This is a genomic window from Acinetobacter sp. YH12254 (assembly GCF_013417415.1).
Classification (GTDB): Bacteria; Pseudomonadota; Gammaproteobacteria; order Pseudomonadales; family Moraxellaceae; genus Acinetobacter; species Acinetobacter pseudolwoffii.
In genome coordinates this window covers 114,624-138,588 of the sequence record NZ_VPEB01000009.1, presented here as the reverse complement: position 1 = coordinate 138,588, position 23,965 = coordinate 114,624, and the positions used below count along the sequence as shown (strand labels likewise).

At 45.5% G+C, this 23,965-nt stretch carries 20 protein-coding genes; 12 read left to right on the top strand and 8 right to left on the bottom strand.

The genetic code is table 11. From position 1 onward, the window contains the following. The first annotated feature begins 344 nt into the window (after positions 1-344). The 6 genes from rpoD (at position 345) to FTV29_RS08975 (ending at position 6,943) form a co-directional block, all read left to right on the top strand. Positions 345-2,279 carry an RNA polymerase sigma factor RpoD gene (rpoD, locus tag FTV29_RS09000; protein ID WP_225554192.1) on the top strand — a complete coding sequence of 645 codons (1,935 nt, stop codon included), beginning with the start codon at positions 345-347 and terminating at the stop codon, positions 2,277-2,279. A gap of 113 nt (positions 2,280-2,392) precedes the next feature. Continuing rightward, the gene (locus tag FTV29_RS08995; RefSeq protein WP_005169807.1) at positions 2,393-2,680 is read left to right on the top strand and encodes a YbeD family protein; all 288 of its coding nucleotides are present in this window, start codon (positions 2,393-2,395) and stop codon (positions 2,678-2,680) included. A 150-nt stretch (positions 2,681-2,830) separates the two neighbouring features. Continuing rightward, positions 2,831-3,490, top strand: a complete 660-nt coding sequence (gene lipB, locus FTV29_RS08990; protein WP_100355550.1) for a lipoyl(octanoyl) transferase LipB — start codon at positions 2,831-2,833, stop codon at positions 3,488-3,490. A 74-nt stretch (positions 3,491-3,564) separates the two neighbouring features. Beyond that, positions 3,565-4,098, top strand: a complete 534-nt coding sequence (locus FTV29_RS08985) for a hypothetical protein (protein WP_005097759.1) — start codon at positions 3,565-3,567, stop codon at positions 4,096-4,098. Position 4,099: 1 nt separating this feature from the next. After that, complete coding sequence (locus FTV29_RS08980) at positions 4,100-5,284, top strand: iron-containing alcohol dehydrogenase (protein WP_005097761.1); 1,185 nt, start codon at positions 4,100-4,102, stop codon at positions 5,282-5,284. A 264-nt stretch (positions 5,285-5,548) separates the two neighbouring features. Further along, entirely contained in the window at positions 5,549-6,943 is a 1,395-nt protein-coding gene (locus FTV29_RS08975; RefSeq protein ID WP_005097762.1) for an APC family permease, read from the top strand. A gap of 61 nt (positions 6,944-7,004) precedes the next feature. On the opposite strand, the gene FTV29_RS08970 is transcribed toward FTV29_RS08975, so the two are convergent. The 8 genes from FTV29_RS08970 to rplU all read right to left on the bottom strand — a co-directional run bounded on the left by FTV29_RS08970 (position 7,005) and on the right by rplU (position 13,654). Beyond that, positions 7,005-7,400, bottom strand: coding sequence for a hypothetical protein (locus tag FTV29_RS08970; protein WP_218946060.1), 396 nt, complete (start codon positions 7,398-7,400; stop codon positions 7,005-7,007). Positions 7,401-7,539: 139 nt separating this feature from the next. Then, positions 7,540-8,016, bottom strand: a complete 477-nt coding sequence (locus tag FTV29_RS08965; RefSeq protein WP_180075393.1) for a tRNA (cytidine(34)-2'-O)-methyltransferase — start codon at positions 8,014-8,016, stop codon at positions 7,540-7,542. A 356-nt stretch (positions 8,017-8,372) separates the two neighbouring features. Continuing rightward, positions 8,373-9,755, bottom strand: a complete 1,383-nt coding sequence (gene cysG / locus FTV29_RS08960; protein ID WP_005169798.1) for a siroheme synthase CysG — start codon at positions 9,753-9,755, stop codon at positions 8,373-8,375. Positions 9,756-9,828: 73 nt separating this feature from the next. Continuing rightward, positions 9,829-11,100, bottom strand: coding sequence for a serine--tRNA ligase (serS, locus tag FTV29_RS08955; RefSeq protein WP_180049597.1), 1,272 nt, complete (start codon positions 11,098-11,100; stop codon positions 9,829-9,831). 100 nt (positions 11,101-11,200) lie between these two features. Further along, complete coding sequence (locus FTV29_RS08950) at positions 11,201-11,956, bottom strand: DUF3298 domain-containing protein (RefSeq protein WP_180075392.1); 756 nt, start codon at positions 11,954-11,956, stop codon at positions 11,201-11,203. A 169-nt stretch (positions 11,957-12,125) separates the two neighbouring features. Beyond that, the gene (gene lolA, locus FTV29_RS08945; RefSeq protein ID WP_180075391.1) at positions 12,126-12,821 is read right to left on the bottom strand and encodes an outer membrane lipoprotein chaperone LolA; all 696 of its coding nucleotides are present in this window, start codon (positions 12,819-12,821) and stop codon (positions 12,126-12,128) included. Positions 12,822-13,068: 247 nt separating this feature from the next. Continuing rightward, the gene (gene rpmA, locus FTV29_RS08940) at positions 13,069-13,323 is read right to left on the bottom strand and encodes a 50S ribosomal protein L27 (protein WP_005097774.1); all 255 of its coding nucleotides are present in this window, start codon (positions 13,321-13,323) and stop codon (positions 13,069-13,071) included. Positions 13,324-13,342: 19 nt separating this feature from the next. After that, a complete protein-coding gene (rplU, locus tag FTV29_RS08935) occupies positions 13,343-13,654 on the bottom strand; it encodes a 50S ribosomal protein L21 (protein WP_005097776.1) in 312 nt (103 codons plus the stop codon). Positions 13,655-14,099: 445 nt separating this feature from the next. Between rplU and sdsA the strand changes: the two genes are divergently transcribed. The 6 genes from sdsA (at position 14,100) to adeK (ending at position 23,860) form a co-directional block, all read left to right on the top strand. Then, complete coding sequence (gene sdsA / locus FTV29_RS08930) at positions 14,100-15,077, top strand: All-trans-nonaprenyl-diphosphate synthase (RefSeq protein WP_005097778.1); 978 nt, start codon at positions 14,100-14,102, stop codon at positions 15,075-15,077. Positions 15,078-15,092: 15 nt separating this feature from the next. Next, positions 15,093-17,135: a site-specific recombinase gene (locus FTV29_RS08925; protein ID WP_034608441.1), complete on the top strand. Its 2,043-nt coding sequence runs from the start codon at positions 15,093-15,095 to the stop codon at positions 17,133-17,135. A gap of 159 nt (positions 17,136-17,294) precedes the next feature. Next, on the top strand, positions 17,295-17,897 hold the full coding sequence (locus FTV29_RS08920) for a phosphatase PAP2 family protein (protein WP_005097780.1): 603 nt from the start codon (positions 17,295-17,297) through the stop codon (positions 17,895-17,897). 35 nt (positions 17,898-17,932) lie between these two features. Next, positions 17,933-19,198 carry an efflux RND transporter periplasmic adaptor subunit gene (locus tag FTV29_RS08915; protein ID WP_034608437.1) on the top strand — a complete coding sequence of 422 codons (1,266 nt, stop codon included), beginning with the start codon at positions 17,933-17,935 and terminating at the stop codon, positions 19,196-19,198. A 13-nt stretch (positions 19,199-19,211) separates the two neighbouring features. Beyond that, positions 19,212-22,388, top strand: coding sequence for an efflux RND transporter permease subunit (locus FTV29_RS08910; protein WP_180075390.1), 3,177 nt, complete (start codon positions 19,212-19,214; stop codon positions 22,386-22,388). Next, entirely contained in the window at positions 22,388-23,860 is a 1,473-nt protein-coding gene (gene adeK, locus FTV29_RS08905) for a multidrug efflux RND transporter AdeIJK outer membrane channel subunit AdeK (protein WP_180075389.1), read from the top strand. Before FTV29_RS08910 ends, adeK begins: the two co-directional genes overlap by 1 nt. The last annotated feature ends 105 nt before the right edge of the window (positions 23,861-23,965 follow it).

Sequence of the window (23,965 nt, the reverse complement as noted above, 5' to 3'; positions counted from 1 at the left end):
AAACTTCCTCATAGTGAAAAATGTAAATGGTTTTAGCGCTATTTATCTTGCCTAAAACCACAAGTCAAGTTTTATTTAAATTTTCGTATTTTAAAGTTGTAAATAGGGCTTTTTTTTAAGGACATTGTGTGACATGATATAATCCACCCTGCGTCCTTATGTTTTTTGACTACACATTTTTTGGTCAAATACACAGATGCCGGGGTTGGACTTGAAAATAACAAATTCATCCCCATCTTAAATTACTGAATTTCATTTTAAATATTTTATCAGACAGCTTGAACGCTGAATACTCTGATGAAATACGTAGGCTATTCACTAAATTTAATGAGCTTAAATCGTGCATAAGTTGTACGGTTTTTCCTGTCACAGATTCAACGAAGAGTAAGCAAAAGATGAGCGATATGACTTCCCCTACTTCACAAGTAGCGGCTCTGATTAGCCGAGGCAAAGAACAAGGTTACTTAACCTTCGCTGAGGTTAACGATCATCTGCCGGACTCCATCACAGAAAGCGAGCAGATTGAAGATATCATTCAGATGCTGAATGACGTGGGTATTCCTGTACATGATCGCGCGCCTGAATCTGATGATACGATGTTCGAAGATACTACAGAAGCTGCCGATGAAGTTGCAGAAGAAGAAGCTGCAGCCGTACTGGCCTCTGTAGAAAATGAGCCAGGTCGTACAACTGACCCTGTGCGTATGTATATGCGTGAAATGGGTACCGTTGAGCTTTTAACCCGTGAAGGCGAAATTAGCATTGCAAAGCGCATCGAAGAAGGTATTCGTGATGTTTTGCACTCGATTGCTTACTGGCCCAATGCGGTAGAAGTTGTACTCCAAGAATATAAAGATTATGAAGCGGGCGAACGCCGTCTTGCTGACCTGTTATCGGGTTATTTAGATCCTGAATCAGACGAAGAAATTCCTGAAGTACTTGAAGAAGAAGTCGAGATCGCTGAAGACAAGACTGACTCGAAAAAATCGACCAAAGATGTAAAACTGGACGATGATGAAGAGGAAGAAGCTGAAACTGAAGATGATTCAGAAGCTGATTCTGGTCCAGATCCTGAAATTGCCAAAGCGCGCTTCACTGAACTTGAAAATGCATGGTTGAATACCAAAACAGCCATCGAAAAACATGGTCGTGATAGTGAAGAATCTGAAGCTGCGCTGGAAGCACTGGCGACCGTATTCATGATGTTCAAATTCACGCCGCGTCTATTCGATATCATTTCAGAAATGATTCGTGGTACGCATGACCAGATCCGTGGTGCAGAACGTGAAGTGATGCGTTATGCCGTGCGCCGTGGTCGTATGGATCGTACCCAGTTCCGTACTTCTTTCCCGGGACAGGAATCGAATCCAGCCTGGTTAGATGAACAGATCGCGAAAACACCTGCAGACCAGAAAGCCTATCTGGAAAAAGTACGTCCAGATGTATTGGCCTTCCAGCAAAAGATTGCCGATATTGAAAAAGAATTGGGTCTTGATGTTAAAGGCATTAAAGACATTGCCAAACGCATGGCCGTTGGTGAAGCTAAGGCACGTCGCGCCAAGAAAGAAATGGTCGAAGCCAACTTGCGTCTGGTGATTTCAATTGCGAAAAAATACACCAACCGCGGCTTGCAGTTCCTGGATCTGATTCAGGAAGGTAACATTGGCTTGATGAAAGCGGTGGACAAGTTTGAATATCGTCGTGGTTATAAATTCTCGACTTATGCAACCTGGTGGATTCGTCAGGCGATCACCCGTTCAATCGCCGATCAGGCACGTACCATTCGTATTCCGGTGCACATGATCGAGACCATCAACAAGATCAATCGTGTATCGCGTCAGCTTCTTCAAGAAATGGGGCGTGAACCGACACCTGAAGAGTTGGGCGAACGTCTGGAAATGGACGAAGTCAAAGTACGTAAAGTGCTAAAAATCGCCAAAGAACCGATTTCGATGGAAACACCGATCGGTGATGATGAAGATTCGCATCTGGGTGACTTCATTGAAGACAGCAACATCACGTCACCAATTGATGCTGCGACTTCAGAAGGCCTAAAAGAAGCGACACGCGAAGTTCTGGAAAACCTGACTGAACGTGAAGCCAAAGTCCTGAAAATGCGTTTTGGTATCGACATGCCGACCGACCACACCTTGGAGGAAGTGGGCAAACAGTTTGATGTGACACGTGAACGTATTCGTCAGATTGAAGCTAAAGCGTTACGCAAGCTTCGCCATCCATCACGTTCAGAACACTTACGTTCATTCCTCGAGAATGATTAAGATTTGATGCTTATTCTGGAGACTTGAAATTTAATCATCAGTCTCCACTTAAGTAGCCAAGACAGACCCAAACGCCTGCATGATTGCAGGCGTTTCAAATCAGGGGGACTACCATGTTAGACCGTACACCATCTCGTGAACTTCAAGAACATCTTTGGGTTTTCCCTATGGATTATCCGATTAAACTGATTGGCCTTGCTGGCATTGAACTGCGTCAGGCCGTAAATGATATCTTTGTAAAACATTTTCCTGAGTTTGATGGCAGTGAAATGACCATCACACCGTCGCGTACTGGCAAATATCATTCCATTACCGCACAACTGCGCTTTTTGGAACTGGAGCAGGTGCATGCAGTATATGCAGATTTGGCCGCCTGTCCGCTGATTAAAACCGCACTGTAATCAAAAATACAAAAGACACGCTTTCGGGCGTGTTTTTTATGCCTGTACAATGACTGAGCTAGCGCTTAAATATTGTAGGTCTCGCCCCTATTTCATGCCGAAATCATTATAATTATGATCAGTTTTTTATAATTACCAAGGACACTTCCTGTGACTGATGTGCTGCAAAAGCCCGAGCTGATCATTCGTCAATATCACGACCTCACACCTTATGAAGATCGTTTTCTGGAAATGAAAACTTTTACGGAAAACCGTGATGAACATAGCCCGGATCAGCTGTGGATTCTGCAACATCAGGATGTATTGACTCAAGGTCAGGCCGGTAAGCCAGAACATATTCTGATACCGAGCAATATCCCGGTAATTCAAACCGATCGTGGTGGTCAAGTGACCTGGCACGGCCCGGGCCAGCTGGTGGCTTACTTCATGTTTGACCTGAATCGCCTGGGCTGGAATGTGCGTACACTGGTGTCCTATGCTGAAAACCTGATGATCGATCTGCTGAAAAAATACGGCATCGATGCTTATGCCAAACCCGATGCACCGGGGGTCTATGTGGCTGAACGAAAAATTGGTTCACTGGGTTTTAAAATTCGTAAAGGCCGTAGCTATCATGGTCTTTCCTTAAATCTGGATTGTGACCTGAGCGGATTTAATACCATCAACCCTTGTGGTTATGCGGGACTGGAAATGGTTCGCATGAGCGACCTACTGGAACAACCGCCACAATTCAACCAGTTATGTCGTGAAATTATTGAAACTTTGCGCCACAGCGGTTACTTTAATCAAGTCACCGTCGAGCAAAGATAAAGCCTTTGCATTTCACCTCCAAATAAATTAGAGTATTTACTCTAAACCAATAATATTGAGATAGGGATCATCACGTGATTGCAACTAAATCCGTAAAACCCGCTTTGCAGCTTGCCTATGTCAAACTCATGATGGATGTGATTGGCCGCGGTCTGGTCATGGCAAGCCAGGTGGATGAAGAAATCAAACAGGAAGTTGCCCAATTTCCAGTCCATTTCACTCTTTCCATGAAAGTCTTTCCGCATGGCCCAGCCTTTGTGGCGCGGGTCACTGAGGACAAGCAATTGGAACTGGTGAAAAATCTGGAAAAAGCACCTGATCTGACTATTACCTTTAAACATCTGCACCATGCTTTTTTAGTTTTTTCCTTTCAGGAAAGCACCTCTCAAGCCTTTGCCAATGACCGCATGATTGCCGATGGCGATATTTCCAATGCCATTCGTCTGGTGCGTTGTCTAAATAAAATGGAAGCACTGATTTTGCCTAAACTGGTGGCGCAACTGGCTGTCAAAGAATATCCAAGCAATCTCAGCCTCAAAGAAAAACTAAGCGAAGCGAGCAGTATTTATCTAAAAATCGCTCAATCTTATTTAAAACGGAGTGTATAACATGGCTAAACCTTATTATGAATTTTTCTGTCCGGTCAAAGTCATTGCCGGGCATGCCGCGTTAGAACATATTCCGTTTGAACTTGCGACTTTAGGTGCAAAACGTCCACTCATCATTACCGACAAAGGTGTACGCGCCAATAATCTGCTGGCACCGATTGAAGCAGCATTTGAAATGGCGGATGCTGCAATTGTAGCCATTTTTGATGACGTACCACCCGATTCTAGCTTGGGTACAGTACGTAGTGCGGCGAAACTGTATCGTGAAAATCACTGTGATGCGATCATTGCTGTGGGCGGCGGTTCAGTCATTGATACCTCCAAAGCAACTAATATTCTGGTCTCTGAAGGCGGTGATGACCTGCTTAAATATTCTGGTGCCCATAACCTGCCTAAGCCGCTGAAGCCATTTTTTGTGATTCCAACAACTTCGGGGACAGGCTCAGAAGTCACCATGGTGGCCGTCGTCTCAGATACTGAGAAGAATGTTAAAATGCCTTTCGCATCGTATTATTTGATGCCGCATGCTGCGATTTTAGATCCGCGCATGACCCAGACTTTGCCGCCGCATTTAACCGCCATGACCGCAATGGATGCACTGACCCATGCGGTCGAAGCTTATACTTGCATGGCAGCCAATCCAATCTCAGATGCTTATGCCACCGCAGCAGTCAAGAAGATCAGTAGCCATCTATTCAATGTGCTGGATAATCCCAATGATGCGCAAGGCCGTCTGGAACTGGCTCAAGCATCGACCATGGCCGGTATTGCATTTTCTAACTCGATGGTCGGGATTGTGCATTCACTCGGTCATTCACTGGGTGCAGTGGTGCACTTGCCGCATGGTTTATGTATGAACCTGTTCCTGCCGTATGTGCTGGAATACAACAAAGAGGTCAATGGTGACAAGATTGCTGATCTGTTACTACCTTTGGCAGGTGCCGATATTTATGCGCAAACACCAGCACATTTACGTGCAGACAAAACCATTGCCACTATTCTGACCATGCGAGATCGGATTTATAGTCTGACCAAACTGCCACGTACATTACGTGAAACCGGCAAGATTTCTGAAGCGCAGCTGGATGAAGTGGCAGAGAAAGCCCTGAACGATGGTTCCATCATTTATAACCCGAAAGAAGCCACCTTGGAAGATTTAAAATCTATCTTAAAAAAGGCTTGGTAATTACTGAAAAATAAGCCAATATAGCGAAAATTAAAGCCTGATGTTTTTTTAGACATCAGGCTTTTATCTTGCATAAAGAAATCATTGCGCTAATTTGAATGGCATACTTTATGCACCTCAAAAGTCAAAAAAATAGCTAGCAAAAGCCCTTCTTTTCAAGTAGATTGGCGGGCTTTTATAGAAAACTGTAGGGGGGATCGTTCGTCTCAAACGATCCTTATAAATATGACTGATCCTTGATCAACGATTAAGAGGATAACGCCGTTGACTAATATCTCTGGGACTCAATCGGCAGCTAAACTGCAAAAAACGCTGGGACTCTGGCACATCATTATTATTGGTTTGGCTTATATTCAACCCATGACCTTGTTTGATACATTCGGTCTGGTATCTGAAGAAAGTAACTTCCACGTTCCCACCTCTTACATTTTTGCACTGATTGCAATTTTGTTAACCTCTTTGAGCTATGGTCATATGATTCGTCGCTACCCTTCTTCGGGTTCGGCCTATACCTATGCGCAAAAATCCATTCACCCGAATGTGGGTTTCATGGTGGGATGGTCATCTTGGCTCGATTATTTATTGTCGCCAATGGTCAACATCATTCTTGCCGTCATTTACCTAGAAGCCCTGTTCCCTGATATCAATCATTGGGTTTGGGTCGTGGTATTGACTGCATTCATGACTGGCATCAATTTACGTGGTGCGCGCTTTGTAGCAAACTTCAACAGTATGATCGTGTTCGTGCAGTTGATTGTCATTGCCGTATTTACCTGGATGGTCTACAGCAAGTTACAGGCTGGCTTTAATGCGGATGGTCCAATCACAGCTGAGCAACGCTATCAGCTCTGGAGTCTGGAACCGTTCTGGAATGAGTTAACCTCAGTAGGCGCCCTGATTACTGGTGCGACTTTACTGTGCTTCTCTTTCACTGGTTTTGACTCTTTAAGCTCGCTGGCTGAAGAAACCAAAGATACTGAAAAAACTTTGCCTAAAGCGATTTTCTTGACCGCTTTAATTGCCGGTATTATTTTCATTATCAGCACTTACTTCATGCAGATTTACTTCCCGAACAATCCAGGTTCATATTTCCAGAATATTGCTGAAACTCAGCCGGAAATTTTGATGCTGGTGGGTGGGTCCTTGTTCCAGGCTTATGTACTTGGTTTTGCAATCATTACCGTCATGGCATCAGGGATTTCTGCACATGCAGGTGTATCTCGCTTAATGTACGTCATGGGCCGTGATGGCGTGATCAACAAGAAAATCTTTGGTCATATCAGTCCGAAAAACTACACACCGTCATACAACATTATGATTGTCGGTGCTGTAGCCTTAACAGCTGGCTTCATGGATCTTGATTTTGTGATTTCACTGATCAGTTTCGGTGCATTGACGGCGTTCAGTTTCGTAAACTTGTCTGTCATTTCACGCTATGCTTTACGTGATGGTCGTACCAAAACTGCGAAAGAAATTCTGAACTTTGTGGTGGTACCACTTGCAGGTTTCATTGCAGTATTTGCCTTATGGCTCGAAGTTGATCAAACCTCATTGAAATATGGTCTGATCTGGGCATTTGGCGGTATCTTGTACCTGGGTTATAAAACCAAAGGTTTCAAGCATCCTGCACCTCAGCACAACGAATTTGACGATAAATAATATCGTTCCGGTTCAAATAAAAAAGGCGCTTTAAGCGCCTTTTTTATGTTTTTGATTTTACTTAGGATAAACGACAATCAAAACCCATTTGGGTATTGACCCGATTATTTTCATAGCCCAGTTTTTCAATGAACAGACTTCTATTCGACAATAATTTTTGCTCTTCCGGATTTAGTCTGGCTTTATTCTTGACCGCCAGCTGATACATTTCATTGACCACATCCTGAAAAATAGCACAAACTTCCTGACGTTTGGTCTGCTTCAATTTACGTCCACGCCAAGTCCATTCAAAATCATCGGAATTCAGACTCTGTCCCCAGTTATCGATCCGCGCATCCAAGCGTTTTTGCATGTCAGCCAATCCTTGCTGTATTTCCGCTTGCGTAATTGGCTGAACTTGTTGCGTTTCCCCCATTACATCACTTGCTTCTTGCGCACCGAGGTGTAAAGCAGTCATTCCAATACAACAGGCCAAGGCAAATTTTAATATCGGCTTCACGCGTATATCCTTCTTATTCCAATCAGTTGTCTCTCTCTATCCTAGCAAATAAAAAAGCCACCCAAAGGCAGCTTTTCAAATTATTGTAAATTTAAGCTTAGAGCGCTTTAAAACCCTGCTGACGCCAGGCTTCATATACAATCACTGCCGTGGCATTCGAAAGGTTTAAACTACGAGAGTTCTCTGCCATCGGTAAACGAATCCAGTGCTGCTGCGGGAACATCATCCGAACATGTTCAGGCAGACCACGCGTTTCCGGCCCCATCAACAATGCCACAGAACGGTTCAAGTCCGAGGTATGTGGCGTTTCAGTCCCTTTGGTGGTCAGCGGATAGACCGCATCCAGAGCAATGCCTTTGCTTGCCAGATCGGCCAAACAATCTTCGATAGTGTCCCAAATCTGCATACGTGCATATTCGTGATAATCCAGACCGGCACGTCTCAGTTTTTTATCATCCAGTTCAAAACCCAGTGGCTTGACCAGATGCAAATGTGCTCCCGTATTGGCACACAGACGAATAATATTGCCTGTATTTGCAGGAATTTCGGGCTCATATAAAACAACGTGGATCACTTATTTCTCACTTTATACATTTCATTCAGATATAGCTTTCAACTTATAGATCAAACAGCAACATCAGTGCTGTTATCTAGATACAGCTTTTTCCTGTATTCGGACCATGAGATTAATCGTCATATCCTTTTATTCAGGTGTAATTTTCGTCTTGCATTCAGACAAAGAGTATCAACTATTGCTATCCTCTTACTCAGGCATAGCCTTCGTCTTGCGGTCAAACCAAGAAACAACTTTTGCTTATCCTCTTACTCAGGCACAGCCTTCGTCTTGCGGTCAAACCAAGAAACAACTTTTGCTTATCCTCTTACTCAGGCATAGCCTTCGTCTTGCGCTCGGGCAAAGCAGTGCTTTGCTTATCCTCGCTCATGCCATTGCAGTTGTTCACGCAAGCGAACCACTTCACCAATAATGGTTAAAGTCGGTGCCTGAATTTGATGCTCAGACACTTTGGAGGCGATGTCGGCAAGGGTTCCCACCACAACCTTTTGCTCAGGAGTCGTGCCTTTAGAGACCAGTGCCACCGGCATATCTGCGCGTTGACCATGGGCTATTAATTGCGCACAGATTCTTTCCAGTCCCACCAGTCCCATATACAGCACCAAGGTCTGGTTTTCATAGACCAGCTCACGCCAAGGCAATTCAGGCGAACCTTCTTTTAAATGACCTGTCAGGAAACGCACACTTTGTGCATAATCCCGATGCGTTAATGGAATACCGGCATAGGCGGAACAACCTGAAGCTGCGGTAATACCCGGCACCACCTGAAAAGTAATACCTGCCGCAAACAGTTCTTCAATTTCTTCGCCGCCACGCCCAAAGATGAAAGGATCACCGCCTTTCAGACGACAAACTCGCTTGCCTTCACTGGCATATTTGACCAATAAAGCATTAATCCCATCTTGTGGAACTGCATGATTGGAACGCGCCTTACCAACATAGATTTTTTCCGCATCACGGCGACACAGATCCATAATCGGTTCAGACACCAAACGATCATAAATCACCACATCGGCTTGCTGCATCAACCTTAACGCTTTCAGGGTCAACAGTTCTGGATCACCTGGACCAGCACCCACCAGATAGACTTCACCTTTCGGCTGTTGCCACTCTTGTAATGCTTGCTCGATCAGACGATCTGCTTCAGCCATATTGTCATTAAACACCTGTTCTTTCAGCGGACTGGCGTACAGATCTTCCCAGAAAATACGGCGCTGATCCGGATTGACAATTTTTGCTTTAACGCGACTGCGCCATTTGCCTGAGAACTCAGCCAGCTTGCCCATGCCATGTGGAATCGTCGCTTCCAGTTGAGTCCGAATCTGGCGTGACAACACCGGCGACGTGCCATTCGATGCCACCGAAATCACCAGCGGCGAACGGTCAATAATCGCAGGTACCATAAAACGGCAATGTGGTGGATCATCGACACTGTTGACCAGTACATTTTCAGCTTCGCACAGCTCGAAAACCTGACGATTCACATCAGCATCATCTGTTGCTGCAATCACTAAACGATAATGGCGCAAAGGAATCTGTATACTGAATGGTGCCTGATCATATTGCCCTTGAGACTGCTGAACAATCCCAAGTAAATTGGCATCAATTTCAGGGGCAATGACATGAATCACTGCTCCGGCTTTTGCTAATAATACCGCTTTACGGTAGGCAATATGTCCACCACCGACAATCAGACAAGGTTGCTGTTGCAACTTTAACGAGATTGGAAAGATATCCACGAACTACCTCAAAATTTTAAATCTGATTGTCTATGCAATTTTCATGCACATTTAGCGATGCTGATATCAAGCATTAGTCGATATAAGTCACACCACCCATATATGGACGCAATACTTCAGGAATCTCAATCGAACCGTCTGCACGCTGATAGTTTTCCATCACTGCAAGCAAGGTACGACCAACAGCCAGACCTGAACCATTCAAGGTATGTACAAATTCAGTTTTTTTCTGGTCGGCACGGTAACGCGCTTTCATACGACGCGCCTGGAAGTCACCCATGTTTGAACATGAAGAGATTTCACGATAAGTATTCTGGCTTGGCACCCAAACTTCAAGATCATAAGTCTTGGTCGCGCCAAAGCCCATATCACCGCCACAAAGGATGATCTTACGGTATGGCAGACCTAATGCTTGCAAGATGCCTTCAGCATGGCCGGTTAAATCTTCCAGTGCCTGCATAGACGTTTCAGGTTTAACAATCTGAACCATTTCCACTTTGTCGAACTGGTGCTGACGAATCAGGCCACGGGTATCACGACCATAAGACCCTGCTTCACTACGGAAACATGGGGTATGTGCTGCATATTTTAATGGCAGACGATCTGCATCAATGATTTCATCACGCACGAAGTTAGTCACTGGCACTTCAGCAGTTGGAATTAAATAGAATTCTTTTTCGCCTTGAAGTTTAAACAGATCTTCTTCAAATTTAGGCAACTGACCTGTGCCACGTAATGAATCCGCATTCACCAAATACGGTACATAAGCTTCAGTATAACCATTCTGGTCTGTATGCGTATTCAGCATGAACTGTGTCAATGCACGTTGTAAACGCGCCAATGGGCCTTTCAAAACACTGAAACGAGAACCGGTTAATTTGGTTGCGGTTTCAAATTCCAGACCGCCCATCATTTCACCGAGGTCAGTATGGTCTTTGATCTCAAAATCGAATTCACGTGGTGTACCCCATTTCAGGATTTCCACGTTATCGCTTTCGTCTTTGCCTTCAGGCACAGCTTCATCTGGCAAGTTTGGAATAGACAGTAATTTTTCTTCAAGCTCCGCTTGCAGTTCAGCCAATGCTGCTTCAGCCGCTTTGATTTCATCACCAATCGCAGACATGCGTGTCATGATTTCAGAAGCATCACCGCCTGCCTTTTTAATTTGACCGACTTGTTTTGCACCGGCATTACGTTCAGCTTGCAGTGTTTCTGTCTTGGACTGAATTTCTTTACGGCGCGCTTCTAGGGAGGCCCACTCTTCAACATTGAGTTGAACACCACGTTTTGCCAAGGCCAAATTTACAGCCTCAATATTGTTTCTGAGTAATTTCGGGTCGATCATAATCAATCTTTGCAGAAGAAAAAAACTGGCTATAGTGTAAGCTCTTAACGTCAAAAAATACAGTGACTACGACCCCAGCTGTGCCTTATTAGCACAATATTTAGGAAGTCTTGGGCTGTAAAATGGCTAAATATTCAGGCCAAATCACTTCACCCAAATCTGCATAGGACACTTTTAATTCAGGCGTTCCTGCTGCTTTAGAAGTTAATTCACCTGCCGGGTACACCAACACCAGACCCGACCTGTCAAAATAATAGTTATCACTCAGTTTTAACTGCTGTACTTGTATCCCCTGTGTGCGTAGCCATCGAGTATTGGTTCGATATATCACATTGAGTAGTTTCTGCTCACCGCCCTTTAACATCAATTGATGCAAAGCCAGACGCTTTTTCTGTTTCATATCAAAATTGATATATTCCACATGTTCACTTGATGCAGTGTGATTCTTCACCAGATTGGAACTTATTAAGGCAAAAGTCGCCAGATGATCACGCTGAGCGATAAATAGTACCTTGATAAAACGCTGATCCAGATAATGGGGCTCATCGGCTTTTTTAGGATTTTTCTGAGTCACTTTGGTGAATGCAACCGGCTCGGTATCCCGAATACGCGCTATAAAATATTGATCAATCCAGTCGAGGTTGGTATCCACCGTATGAAGCTCAAAGCGTACACAGCCTTCTATTTCACACACCACTTTGGCCACCCCTTTGACGGGAATACTCTTGGCTTCAATCTGCACCCACGGATCTGTTTGGGTAACAACTGAATTGGATGGCGGCTGACAGCCCAACATATATACAGTGATTAATAAGACAGCATAAATTTCAGCAGTTTTAAACAGATTGATCTTCATCCTGAGCTCCCAAAATTTTGCAATTTCATTGACTCGACTTTTATTTATTTTAAGATGCTCTTGTGTCTAGATATAGCTGAACCTTGTAGCCTGCTCAAAGCAATCCTGATAATCGGCAATAAAAAAGCAACCTGAATCGGTTGCTCTTTGATTTACTTGATACTTCTGATTATTGATCAATAATGTCCGTACCTTTTGGCGGGGTAAAGTTAAAAGTAGAAGCTGGAATACTGCCATTCACTTTCACATTACTAAACTTAATATTTGTAGTTTGGCCAAGTGAATCCTGCAGGATCATCAAGCTAGGTGCTTTATTGGCGCCAAAGCTAATGGTCAGGCTCTCAAAGACACCATCGGTATTTTTAGGATACAGTGTGTAATAGGTTTTCCCCTTATTCGGCTGAGTGACCCGGTAAGACTGCATAATCTGACTGGTATTTCCTGACAGAAGCAAAGCCGGTGTATTGGCAACTTGCTCATCCAGATTTTGACGAACCGCTTGCTGCAAATCCGGATCATAAATCCATACTGTTTTACCAGTCGTTGTAATGGTTTGCTTCGATGGTGCGGTCGTTTCCCAATAGAATTTACCCGGACGCTCGACTTTCATCACCCCTTTAAAGGTTTGATTCATATGTTGTGCGCTCAAGCCTTTTTTCTGGGTTGCTCTCGGATTGGTCACCTTGGTGCTTTGCTCAAAATTTGCCGTCATGCTACGTACATAATTCAGCTGCTTCACCAGACTGGCAGTTGCCTGTTGCTCCGACGCTGCCACAGGTGCAGCAAACACGGTTGTACTCATCACCGGTGCTAAAGTCACTGCACCCAGAGCCATAGCACAGACGGTTTTACGAAGCATATTCATAATTTCACCTTTATATTTTGCGTCATCGCAATTTATTTGATGTCTCATCTTAAACGAAAATTAAAAGCTAAAATGATAGAAAATAAGAACTTTTGTATGGTTATTAATTCGAAATCTATTTTTTTGTTCATCATGATGAAGATTTCAGCCGTTTTTTTACATAAGCTGGATCAGGCGTTCATTACAGTCAATTTTCAGGCATAAAAAAGCCCACAGAAACTGTGGGCTTTTTTTCTATCTCAGCGAATTACGCTTCAACAGATACGTAGCGACGACCGAATTGGCCTTTCACTTCGAATTTGATTACGCCGTCAGCAGTCGCAAACAAAGTATGGTCACGGCCCATACCTACGTTTTGACCAGCGTGGAATTCAGTACCACGTTGACGAACGATAATGTTACCAGCAGTCACAGATTGACCGCCGTACATTTTAACACCTAACATTTTAGGATTCGAATCACGACCGTTTTTAGTCGAACCACCGGCTTTTTTAGTTGCCATGTCTATTTACTCCTCGTAATTAGCCTGAAATAGCTGTAATTTTCAACTCAGTGAACCATTGACGGTGACCTTGTTGTTTACGGTAGTGTTTACGACGACGCATTTTGATAATGCGGATTTTGTCGTGACGACCATGGCTAACTACTTCAGCAGTTACAGTAGCGCCAGCAACAACTGGAGCACCGATTTGAATGCTTTCACCGTTTACAAGCATCAATACGTCATCAAACGTAATAGTTGAGCCAGTTTCAGCTTTCAATAATTCTACTTTAAGGGTTTCACCCTCGATTACACGGTGTTGTTTACCACCGCTTTGGATTACTGCGTACATAATGTACTCCAAACAAGCCCGTGTCGTCGTGCCGATAAAGGAAGATATCGATCTTAAGACGTACGCCACTGGGGGATATCTAAGGGCGAGGATTTTAAGGGATATTCAAAAAAACAACAAGCCATTTTACTGAAATAATAATGGCGAGTATGTGCTAATTATTTAACACTTAAATAATTTCTATCAAATCAGACACTCAAGATATATTCAGCAACAAAATAATACAGCAGAAATTCGGCCAGTTTGATTAATATACTCAGCCTGATGAAGAGAGCGATATCGCTGACCTTTCCTGATTTTTTGTAGCGCAGAATATAGATCGAATCTGAATAAGATCTATAAAAAGCTGATTTTTAGTGGAGTTTATGCATTTCTTAGGTTTCACTCATGTTATAAATTGTTAAACTACGACCTGCGATTTACCAGACTAGAGGTTTTCTTTCACATGACCATCGACTTTAAGCAAGACATTCTCGCTCCTGTTGCTAACGACTTTGCTGCGATGGACACATTCATTAATGAAGGAATTACTTCAAAAGTTGCACTGGTGATGGCCGTCAGCAAACATGTGGTCGAAGCGGGTGGCAAACGCATGCGCCCGATTATGTGTCTTCTGGCTGCCAAGGCTTGTGGTGCTGAAGATTTAGAACCGCATCGCAAGCTGGCCGCGATTATTGAAATGCTGCATACGGCGACGCTGGTGCATGATGATGTGGTCGATGAATCTGGCCTGCGTCGTGGCCGTCCGACTGCCAATGCGACATGGAATAACCAGACTGCTGTTCTAGTCGGTGACTTCCTGATTTCACGTGCATTTGATCTGCTGGTCGATTTAAACAATATGGTCTTGCTGAAAGATTTCTCGACCGGCACCTGTGAAATTGCTGAAGGTGAAGTGCTGCAATTGCAATCCCAGCACCAGCCAGAAACCAGTGAAGCGACTTATTTAAATATTATTCATGGTAAAACGTCGCGCCTGTTTGAACTGGCGACAGAAGGCGCAGCGATTCTGTCGGGTAAAGATGAATTCCGTGAGCCTTTAAAAACTTTCGCCGGTCATTTCGGCAATGCCTTCCAGATTATTGATGACATTCTAGATTACACCTCCGATGCAGAAACCCTCGGCAAAAATATTGGTGATGACCTGATGGAAGGCAAACCTACCCTGCCATTGATTGCTGCGCTAAAAAATACCTCCGGTGAGCAGCATGAAATTATCCGTCGCAGTATTGCCACTGGCGGTACAGAACATCTCGATCAAGTCATTCAAATTGTCAATGCATCTGGGGCACTGGACTATTGCCGTCAACGTGCGACTGAAGAAACGGAAACCGCCATTCATGCCCTGCAGGCATTACCTGACTCTGAGTATCGTCAAGCTCTGATTAATCTGGCCAAACTGGCCCTACACCGAATTCAGTAATCTTTAAACTCGCCTATGCATATTAATTTTCTTGATCTTTTCCAAAACATGCAGCATCAGCTTGAGCAACCTCAGGCGGTGCTGGATGAAAATCTTCTCATTGAACTGATTGAAAGAATCAGACCGGAAGACAGCAGAAATACCGAAGAAATCGAAGCAAAGTTCAATGCATTTATCCAGGCTTTATTATTGACGCCGAATGCAGTTTCAGCATTACAGACATTTACCCTGCGGATCATTAACCGTTATAAACAGACCAGTCTGTTTTCCGATACCGGTATTTTGTCTCTGGATGGTTTCTGGAATCAGCTCAATCAGCGTATTGGCGCGCATATCCTGCCAGTTATTCCGGATCATCAGCAATTACAAGAATTATTTCGCAAGGTTTTTTATCAGCCGACCGATAAATACTGGCTCGACTATTTTGATGAAGATGACTGGCAACGCTTATTTTCAGTTCTCAATCAGGGTCACTCCAATCAGCCTGAAAAGACCCGCATTAAAGATCAACTGATCAAGGCACTGACCATTTTGTCGTATCGGATCAGTGGTATTGGTCTGCATCCTGAATTTATTAATGCACAGCCGGAACTGATGGAATATGAATCTCCTTTTCTGGTGCAGAACCGTGAGATTAATGAATTTATTCAGGAATACAAAAAACGCTATAACACGGTCACGCTGGTCGATTCGATCACCCCGCCAGATGCTTCGCAAGCGCTGGTCATGCTGGAACAGTGCCATGATGTCGTGGCAAAAATTCGCCGCTCTACCAAACGGATTGGGGTCAGTGTGAGTCTGACCTATATGCTGGCACTGCTGGAGCAGTGTCTGGAGCGGGTTGAAATCCTGCTCAACATGGTCATGGACGAGGATGACCTACGCTACCAGTCCATCGGCCTGTTTATTGCAGATATCACTGAAGCGATTTATAGCGAACGCAGTGTACGTGCCCTGCTGGCGACCAACAGTGAACTCCTGGCCTTGCAGGTGACTGAGAATGCCAGTAAAACTGGCGAACACTATGTCAGTACTGACAAAAAAGGCTTTCTGGCCATGTACAAATCGGCCGCCGGTGCAGGTGCAATCATCGCGACGATGGCCACCCTGAAAATCCTGATGACACGCCTGAGCATGGCGCCTCTCATGCAGGCCTTTAGCTATAGCATGAATTATTCGCTGGGTTTTATGCTGATTCATGTGCTGCATTTTACCGTGGCGACCAAACAGCCAGCGATGACAGCCGCTGCACTGGCGGCCACAGTCCAGCAACGCAAAGGCTCAAAAATGGCGCAAATTGCCGAGCTGGCTGCGCTGATTGTGAATATTATCCGTACCCAGTTTGTGGCAATTCTGGGCAATATTTCGATTGCCATTCCGGTGGCGGCATTGATTACCTTAATGTGGGACGTTGCTCTGCATGAACCCTTAATGAATCATGCCAAGGCAACCAAAACCTTACATGACCTGAATCCCTTTACCTCTTTGGCGATTCCGCATGCTGCGATTGCCGGGGTATGTCTGTTCCTGTCCGGGTTATTGGCCGGTTATTTTGACAATATGGCCGTCTACCGCAAGGTAGGCCCCCGCCTGAAAGCCCATATACGTTTATCGCAATTGATGGGACAGGAACGGTTGTACCGGTTTGCAGATTATATTGAACGTAATCTGGGAGCGCTGGCAGGTAATTTCATGTTTGGCATCATGCTCGGCAGTATGGGCACCATTGGTTTTATTCTGGGGTTGCCGCTCGATATCCGGCATATTGCCTTTGCCTCGGCTAACTTTATTCAGGGCCTGATCAATATTAATGGCCCGGATATTGGCTTGATTGTGGTGTCTTTCCTCGGTGTGTTGTTGATTGGCCTGACCAACTTATTTGTCAGTTTCAGTTTGACCATTATTGTGGCCTTACGTGCACGACGGGTACGTTTTGAACAGTGGAAACCGTTGGCAAAACTGGTCATGACTCACTTCCTGACCCGGCCAAGTGATTTCTTCTGGCCACCCAAGCAAAGCATTGAAATTGACGAAAATCATACATCGACAAAATCTTAAAACTGCGACAATTACAGTATATTTAGCAACAAATTCCTTACTAAAAAAATGGAATTCGCATAAAATACGCACACTTGAAAAAAAGTGTACTGACAAGTACACTTCTACTCCAGACAATTAACCGATCTGCGAACGGTTAAAGGGACAAGGATTTTTGGCATGCATTACTTGTTACTTTTTGTCGGTATTTTATTTTTAATTTTCAGTGTGTTCATCCTGAATATCCCTGCTTTAAGCAAGCTTGATTTGCACGCAGTGGAGTGGATGAGTCTGTATCGCACCGAGTTTTGGAATCGAATTACTCTGTCCTTATCAGTGATAGGTGGCATGCCATTTGTATTATTTTTATCCACACTATGGTGTATTGCCTTGCTGTGGTATAAAAAGCATACAAGCGTAATTTTTATATGTATCGGAATTATCGGAGGAATACTCCTAGCTTGGCTGTTAAAGTTTGCAATTGCCCGACCCCGACCACCAGAGTCCTTGCATCTGGTTGAAAGTTTTGGAAGTTCCTTTCCAAGTGCGCATAGTCTGTATGCGGCATGTCTGGCTTGTCTGGCAATTTACATGTATCGGCAACATTCTCGCTTTACCATCATCATGATCGGTGCAGGCTTATGGATGCTGATGATGGGGATTTCAAGAGTTTATCTAGGCGTACATTTTCCTTCAGATGTCATATCCGGCTGGAGTATCAGTTTTATTTGGATTTCGTTGTGGTATATGGTCTGGATCAGATATTGCGCGGCGCACAAATAAGAAAATTTAGATAAAGATCTAATAGAGGTGAAACAATGATGTCTGCAAAGCTTTGGGCACCTGCCCTGACTGCTTGCGCATTAGCAACAAGTCTTGCACTTGTTGGTTGTAGCAAAGATCCAAAAGAGGGCCAGCAAGCTGGTGCTCAACAACAAATGCCACCGACTGAAGTCGGTGTTCTTGTTGCACAACCACAAAGTGTAGAGCAGTCTGTAGAGCTCTCGGGTCGTACAACAGCATTTGAAATTTCAGAAGTACGTCCGCAAGCCAGTGGTGTGGTGCTTAAACGCTTGTTCACTGAAGGCAGTTATGTGCGTGAAGGTCAGGCTCTGTACGAAATCGATTCAAGCACCAACCGTGCGACCGTGGATAATGCTCGTGCAGCAATTGCCCGTGCTGAAGCCAATCTGGGTGTATTACGTGTGAAGGAAGGCCGTTACCGCCAGCTGGTTGGAACCAATGCCATTTCTAAACAAGAATATGATGACATCGTGGCACAGGTCAAACTGGCTGAAGCCGATCTGAATGCCAACCGTGCCACCTTGCGTAATGCCGAAATTAACTTGGGCTATTCGACTGTACGTGCACCGATCTCGGGCCAGACCAACCGTTCCTCTGTGACTGCGGGTGCATTAGTGACGGCGAATCAACCAGAGCCATTGGTTACCATTCAGCGTTTAGATCCAATTTATGTGGATATCAACCAGTCCAGTGCTGAGCTTTTACGTTTACGTCAGCAGCTCAACAAAGGCGATTTGAATAGCTCAAACAACACTAAAGTGAAGTTAAAGCTTGAAGATGGCAGCATCTACCCGATTGAAGGCCGTCTTGCATTTTCGGATGCCAGCGTAAATCCGGAAACAGGTACGGTGACTTTACGTGCGGTATTCCCGAACAAAAACCATTTACTCCTGCCAGGTATGTTTGCGACTGCGCAAATCGTACAGGGTGAAGTGCCCAATGCCTTCCTGATCCCACAAGCGGCGTTGACCCGTACTCCAACAGGTCAGGCAATGGCGATGCTGGTCGGTGCTGATGGTAAAGTGGCACCACGTCCAGTCACGACCACCGGCTCTCAAGGCAACAACTGGATTGTGACTGAAGGTCTGAATCCAGGTGATAAAGTGATTGTGGACGGGATTGCAAAAGTGAAACCTGAACAGCAAGTTGTAGCTAAACCTTATCAACCTCAAGCTGCTGCGCCACAAGGTGCTGCACCGCAACAGCCTGCAGCAAGCGAGAAAAAGGCAGATGATGCAAAGAAAGAACAACCTGAACAAAAACCTGCTGCAAATGCATAAGGAGTAATGGTTCATGGCTCAATTCTTTATTCATCGCCCGATTTTTGCATGGGTGATTGCATTGGTTATCATGCTGGCCGGTATTTTAACCATCAGCAAAATGCCAATTGCACAATATCCAACGATTGCTCCGCCAACCGTGACCATTTCTGCGACTTATCCAGGTGCATCTGCTGAAACTGTTGAAAATACAGTCACCCAGATCATCGAGCAGCAGATGAACGGTATGGATGGCTTACGTTATATCTCGTCTAACAGCGCGGGTAACGGTTCTTCTTCTATTTCCTTGAACTTTGACCAGGGTGTTGATCCTGATATCGCACAGGTTCAGGTTCAGAACAAATTACAGTCTGCCACTGCACTTCTTCCCGAAGATGTACAGCGTCAGGGTGTGCGTGTCACCAAATCCGGTGCCAGCTTCCTTCAGGTATTGGCTTTCTATTCACCTGATGGCAGCCTGACCGCCGATGACATCAAAGACTATGTCAACGCGAATATTTCTGAACCTTTAAGCCGTGTGGCCGGGGTTGGTGAAGTTCAGGTCTTTGGTGGCTCTTATGCGATGCGCATCTGGCTAGATCCGGCCAAAATGGCCAGCCTGCAAGTAACACCGAGCGATATTGCGACTGCAATTCGCACCCAGAACGCACAGGTTGCGGTCGGTCAGCTTGGTGGTGCTCCTGCTGTTGAAGGTCAAGTGCTGAATGCAACCGTAACGGCTCAAAGCCTGTTACAAACCCCAGAACAGTTCAGCAATATCTTCCTAAAAAATACCACTTCGGGCGCGCAAGTTCGTCTGGGTGATGTTGCACGGGTGGAACTCGGTGCAGATAACTATCAGTTTGATTCGAAATTTAATGGCAAACCGGCTGGTGGTGTGGCAATTAAACTTGCCACAGGTGCTAACGCGCTTGATACAGCAAAAGCGGTTGAAGAACGCTTAGAACAGTTACGTCCGAACTATCCGCAAGGCATGGTCGATCAACTGGCCTTTGATACAACACCATTTATTGAACTGTCGATTAAGAGTGTGGTTAAGACCCTGATCGAAGCGATTATTCTGGTGTTCCTAGTCATGTTCTTGTTCTTACAGAACTGGCGTGCCACGATTATTCCAACCATGGCTGTTCCAGTGGTGGTATTGGGCACCTTTGCGGTCATTAACGTTTTTGGCTTCTCGATCAACACCCTCACCATGTTTGCCATGGTACTGGCGATCGGTCTTCTGGTCGATGATGCGATTGTTGTAGTCGAGAACGTAGAACGGGTCATGGTGGAAGAGCATCTGGATCCGGTGTCTGCAACTGAAAAATCGATGAGACAGATTTCCGGCGCACTGATTGGTATTACCTCGGTGCTGTCTGCAGTATTCGTTCCAATGGCCTTCTTCGGTGGAACCACCGGGGTCATTTATCGTCAGTTCTCGATTACGCTGGTCACGGCAATGATCCTGTCACTGATTGTCGCCTTGACCTTTACCCCTGCCCTATGTGCGACCCTGCTCAAACAGCATGATCCGAACAAGCCGGAAAGCAATGGTATCTTTGCGCGTTTCTTCCGCTGGTTTAACAGCAGCTTTGACAAGGTATCTGTGAAATATCAGGGCGGCGTGAATCGCATGACCCACAGTAAGATTTTCTCAGGTATCGTGTATGCGGTGGTACTGGGTATTATTGTGCTGTTGTTCCAGAAACTGCCGTCTTCATTCTTGCCGGATGAAGACCAGGGTGTGGTCATGGCACTGGTTCAGTTACCACCAAATGCCACTCTGGAACGTACCGACAAGGTGGTCAATACCATGACCAACTATTTCCTGGAAAACGAGAAAGATCATGTCGAGTCAGTCTTTAGTGTGGCGGGTTTCTCCTTTACCGGTGTGGGTCAAAACGCAGGTCTGGCCTTTATTAAACTGAAAGACTGGTCAGAGCGTCACAGTCCGGAATCTCAAGTCGGTGCCATTATTCAACGTGGTATGGCGCTGAACATGATTGTCAAAGATGCGTCTTACATCATGCCTCTGCAATTACCTGCAATGCCTGAACTGGGTGTGTCGGCTGGCTTTAACTTACAGCTTAAGGCGGCAGGTGGTCAAAGTCATGACCAGCTTCTGGCAGCACGTAATGCGGTTCTGGGCCTGGCAGCACAAGACTCGCGTCTGGCAGGTGTGCGTCCAAATGGTCAGGAAGATAATCCACAGTACCGTGTCATTGTTGATCATGCACAAGCCGGTGCACTGGGTGTCAGCGTTGCCGAAATTAACAGTACTATGGGTATTGCTTGGGGCGGTTCGTACATCAATGACTTCATTGATCGCGGTCGGGTCAAGAAGGTATATGTTCAGGGTGAAGCTGGCTCACGTATGATGCCGGAAGATCTGGACCAGTGGTATGTGCGTAATAATCGCGGTGAAATGGTGCCTTTCTCGGCCTTTGCCACAGGCGAATGGACCTATGGTTCACCACGTCTTGAACGTTATAACGGCGTATCGTCGATGAACATTCAAGGTACACCGGCTCCGGGAATCAGTTCGGGTGATGCCATGGTGGCCATGGAAGAAATTGCGGCGAAGTTACCAGAAATGGGCTTAACCGGCTTTGACTTCGAATGGACCGGTCTGTCTTTGGAAGAACGTGAATCTGGTGCACAGGCGCCGTTCCTGTATGCCCTGTCACTCCTGATCGTATTCCTGTGTCTGGCAGCCCTGTATGAAAGCTGGTCGATTCCGTTCTCGGTTCTGCTGGTGGTGCCATTGGGTATCGTCGGTGCATTGCTCATGACTTATGGCGGGATGGTGCTGCTGCAAAACCCGAACCTGTCGAATAACATTTACTTCCAGGTGGCGATCATTGCCGTGATTGGTCTTTCTGCGAAAAATGCGATCTTGATCGTGGAATTTGCGAAAGAGCTACAAGAGCAAGGTGAAGATTTATTCGAAGCAACCTTGCATGCGGCGAAAATGCGTTTACGTCCAATTATCATGACCACTTTGGCCTTTGGTTTTGGTGTATTGCCGCTTGCCCTGGCTTCAGGTGCAGGTGCAGGTAGTCAGCACTCAGTCGGTTATGGTGTACTTGGTGGCGTGATCAGCTCGACCTTGTTAGGTATCTTCTTTATCCCGGTATTCTACGTGTGGATTCGAAGTATCTTTAAATACAAACCAAAACAACAAAATCAGGAGTATAAGTCGTAATGCAAAATGTATGGTCTATTACAGGTCGTAGCATTGCGGTATCTGCCCTTGCGCTTGCTTTGACAGCCTGTCAAAGCATGCGTGGTCCAGAGCCGGTTGCACAGGCAAATATCCCGAGCAGCTATACCAATGCGTCTGGTACTTCTGTAGCAGAACAAGGTTATAAAAACTTTTTTGCCGATCAGCGCCTGTTACAGGTGCTCGATCTGGCATTAAACAATAACCGTGATCTGCGCACTGCTGCCCTGAATATTCAACGCGCCCAGCAACAGTATCAGATTACTGAAAACAGTCAGTTACCGACCATTGGTGCCAGTGGCAGCGTGTTACGTCAAGACATGGGCAGCAGCAATCCTCAAAGCCGCGGTGCTGTAACCACCTATAATGTAGGTCTGGGTGTAACCGCATTTGAGCTGGACTTTTGGGGGCGTGTACGTAGCTTAAGTGACAATGCACTGGATAACTTCCTGGCGACTCAAAGTGCGCGAGATGCGACGCAAATTGCGCTGATTGGTCAGGTGTCTCAAGCCTGGCTCAGCTATTCATTTGCCAATGCCAATCTGGCTTTGGCTGAACAAACGCTAAAAGCACAGCTTGAATCGTTTAACCTGAACAAGAAACGTTTTGATGTGGGCATCGACAGCGAACTTCCTGTGCGTCAGGCCCAGATTTCCGTTGAAACGGCACGCAATGATGTCGCGAATTACCGCACTCAGGTGGCACAGGCACAAAACCTGCTAAACCTGCTGGTCGGTCAGCAAGTGCCTGCGACTTTATTGCCGGCACAACGCGTAACCCGCATCACGTCCAATACGGCACTGGGTGCAGGCTTGCCAAGTGATCTGCTGATTAACCGTCCAGATGTACGCGCTGCCGAGTATCGTCTGTCTGCAGCGGGTGCCAATATTGCAGCAGCACGCGCACGCCTGTTCCCGACCATCAGTTTGACCGGTTCAGCAGGTTATGCATCGACCGATTTAGGCGATCTGTTTAAATCAGGCAGTTTTGGCTGGTCCTTTGGCCCAAGTCTGGATATTCCAATTTTCGATTGGGGTACCCGTCAGGCCAATATCCAGATTTCTGAAACCGATCAGCAAATTGCATTATCAGATTACGAAAAGTCGATTCAAGCCGCTTTTCGTGAAGTAAATGATGCGCTAGCAGTTCGCCAAAACATTGGTGATCGAATTGCTGCACAGCGCCGTCTGGTAGAAGCCACCAATACCACCTATCGCTTGTCGCAGGCACGTTTTCGCGCCGGGATTGACAGCTATCTGACGGTACTGGATGCACAGCGCGCCTCTTATGCCGCAGAACAAGGCTTGCTCTTGCTTGAACAGGCCAACTTGAACAATCAGGTTGAAGTCTACAAGACCCTCGGTGGAGGCTTAAAAGTCAATACTACGGATACCCTGTCGAATCAGCCGTCCGTGACTGAACAACGCCGCGCAGTAGAACAGCAGGCGAAATAGATTTAAAATAGAAAAAGAAAAGCTCACTTCGGTGGGCTTTTTTATTGCATTTTCAAAGCAGTTTTCCTATTGTCATAGACTAGCAATTTATTTAGAAAACATACG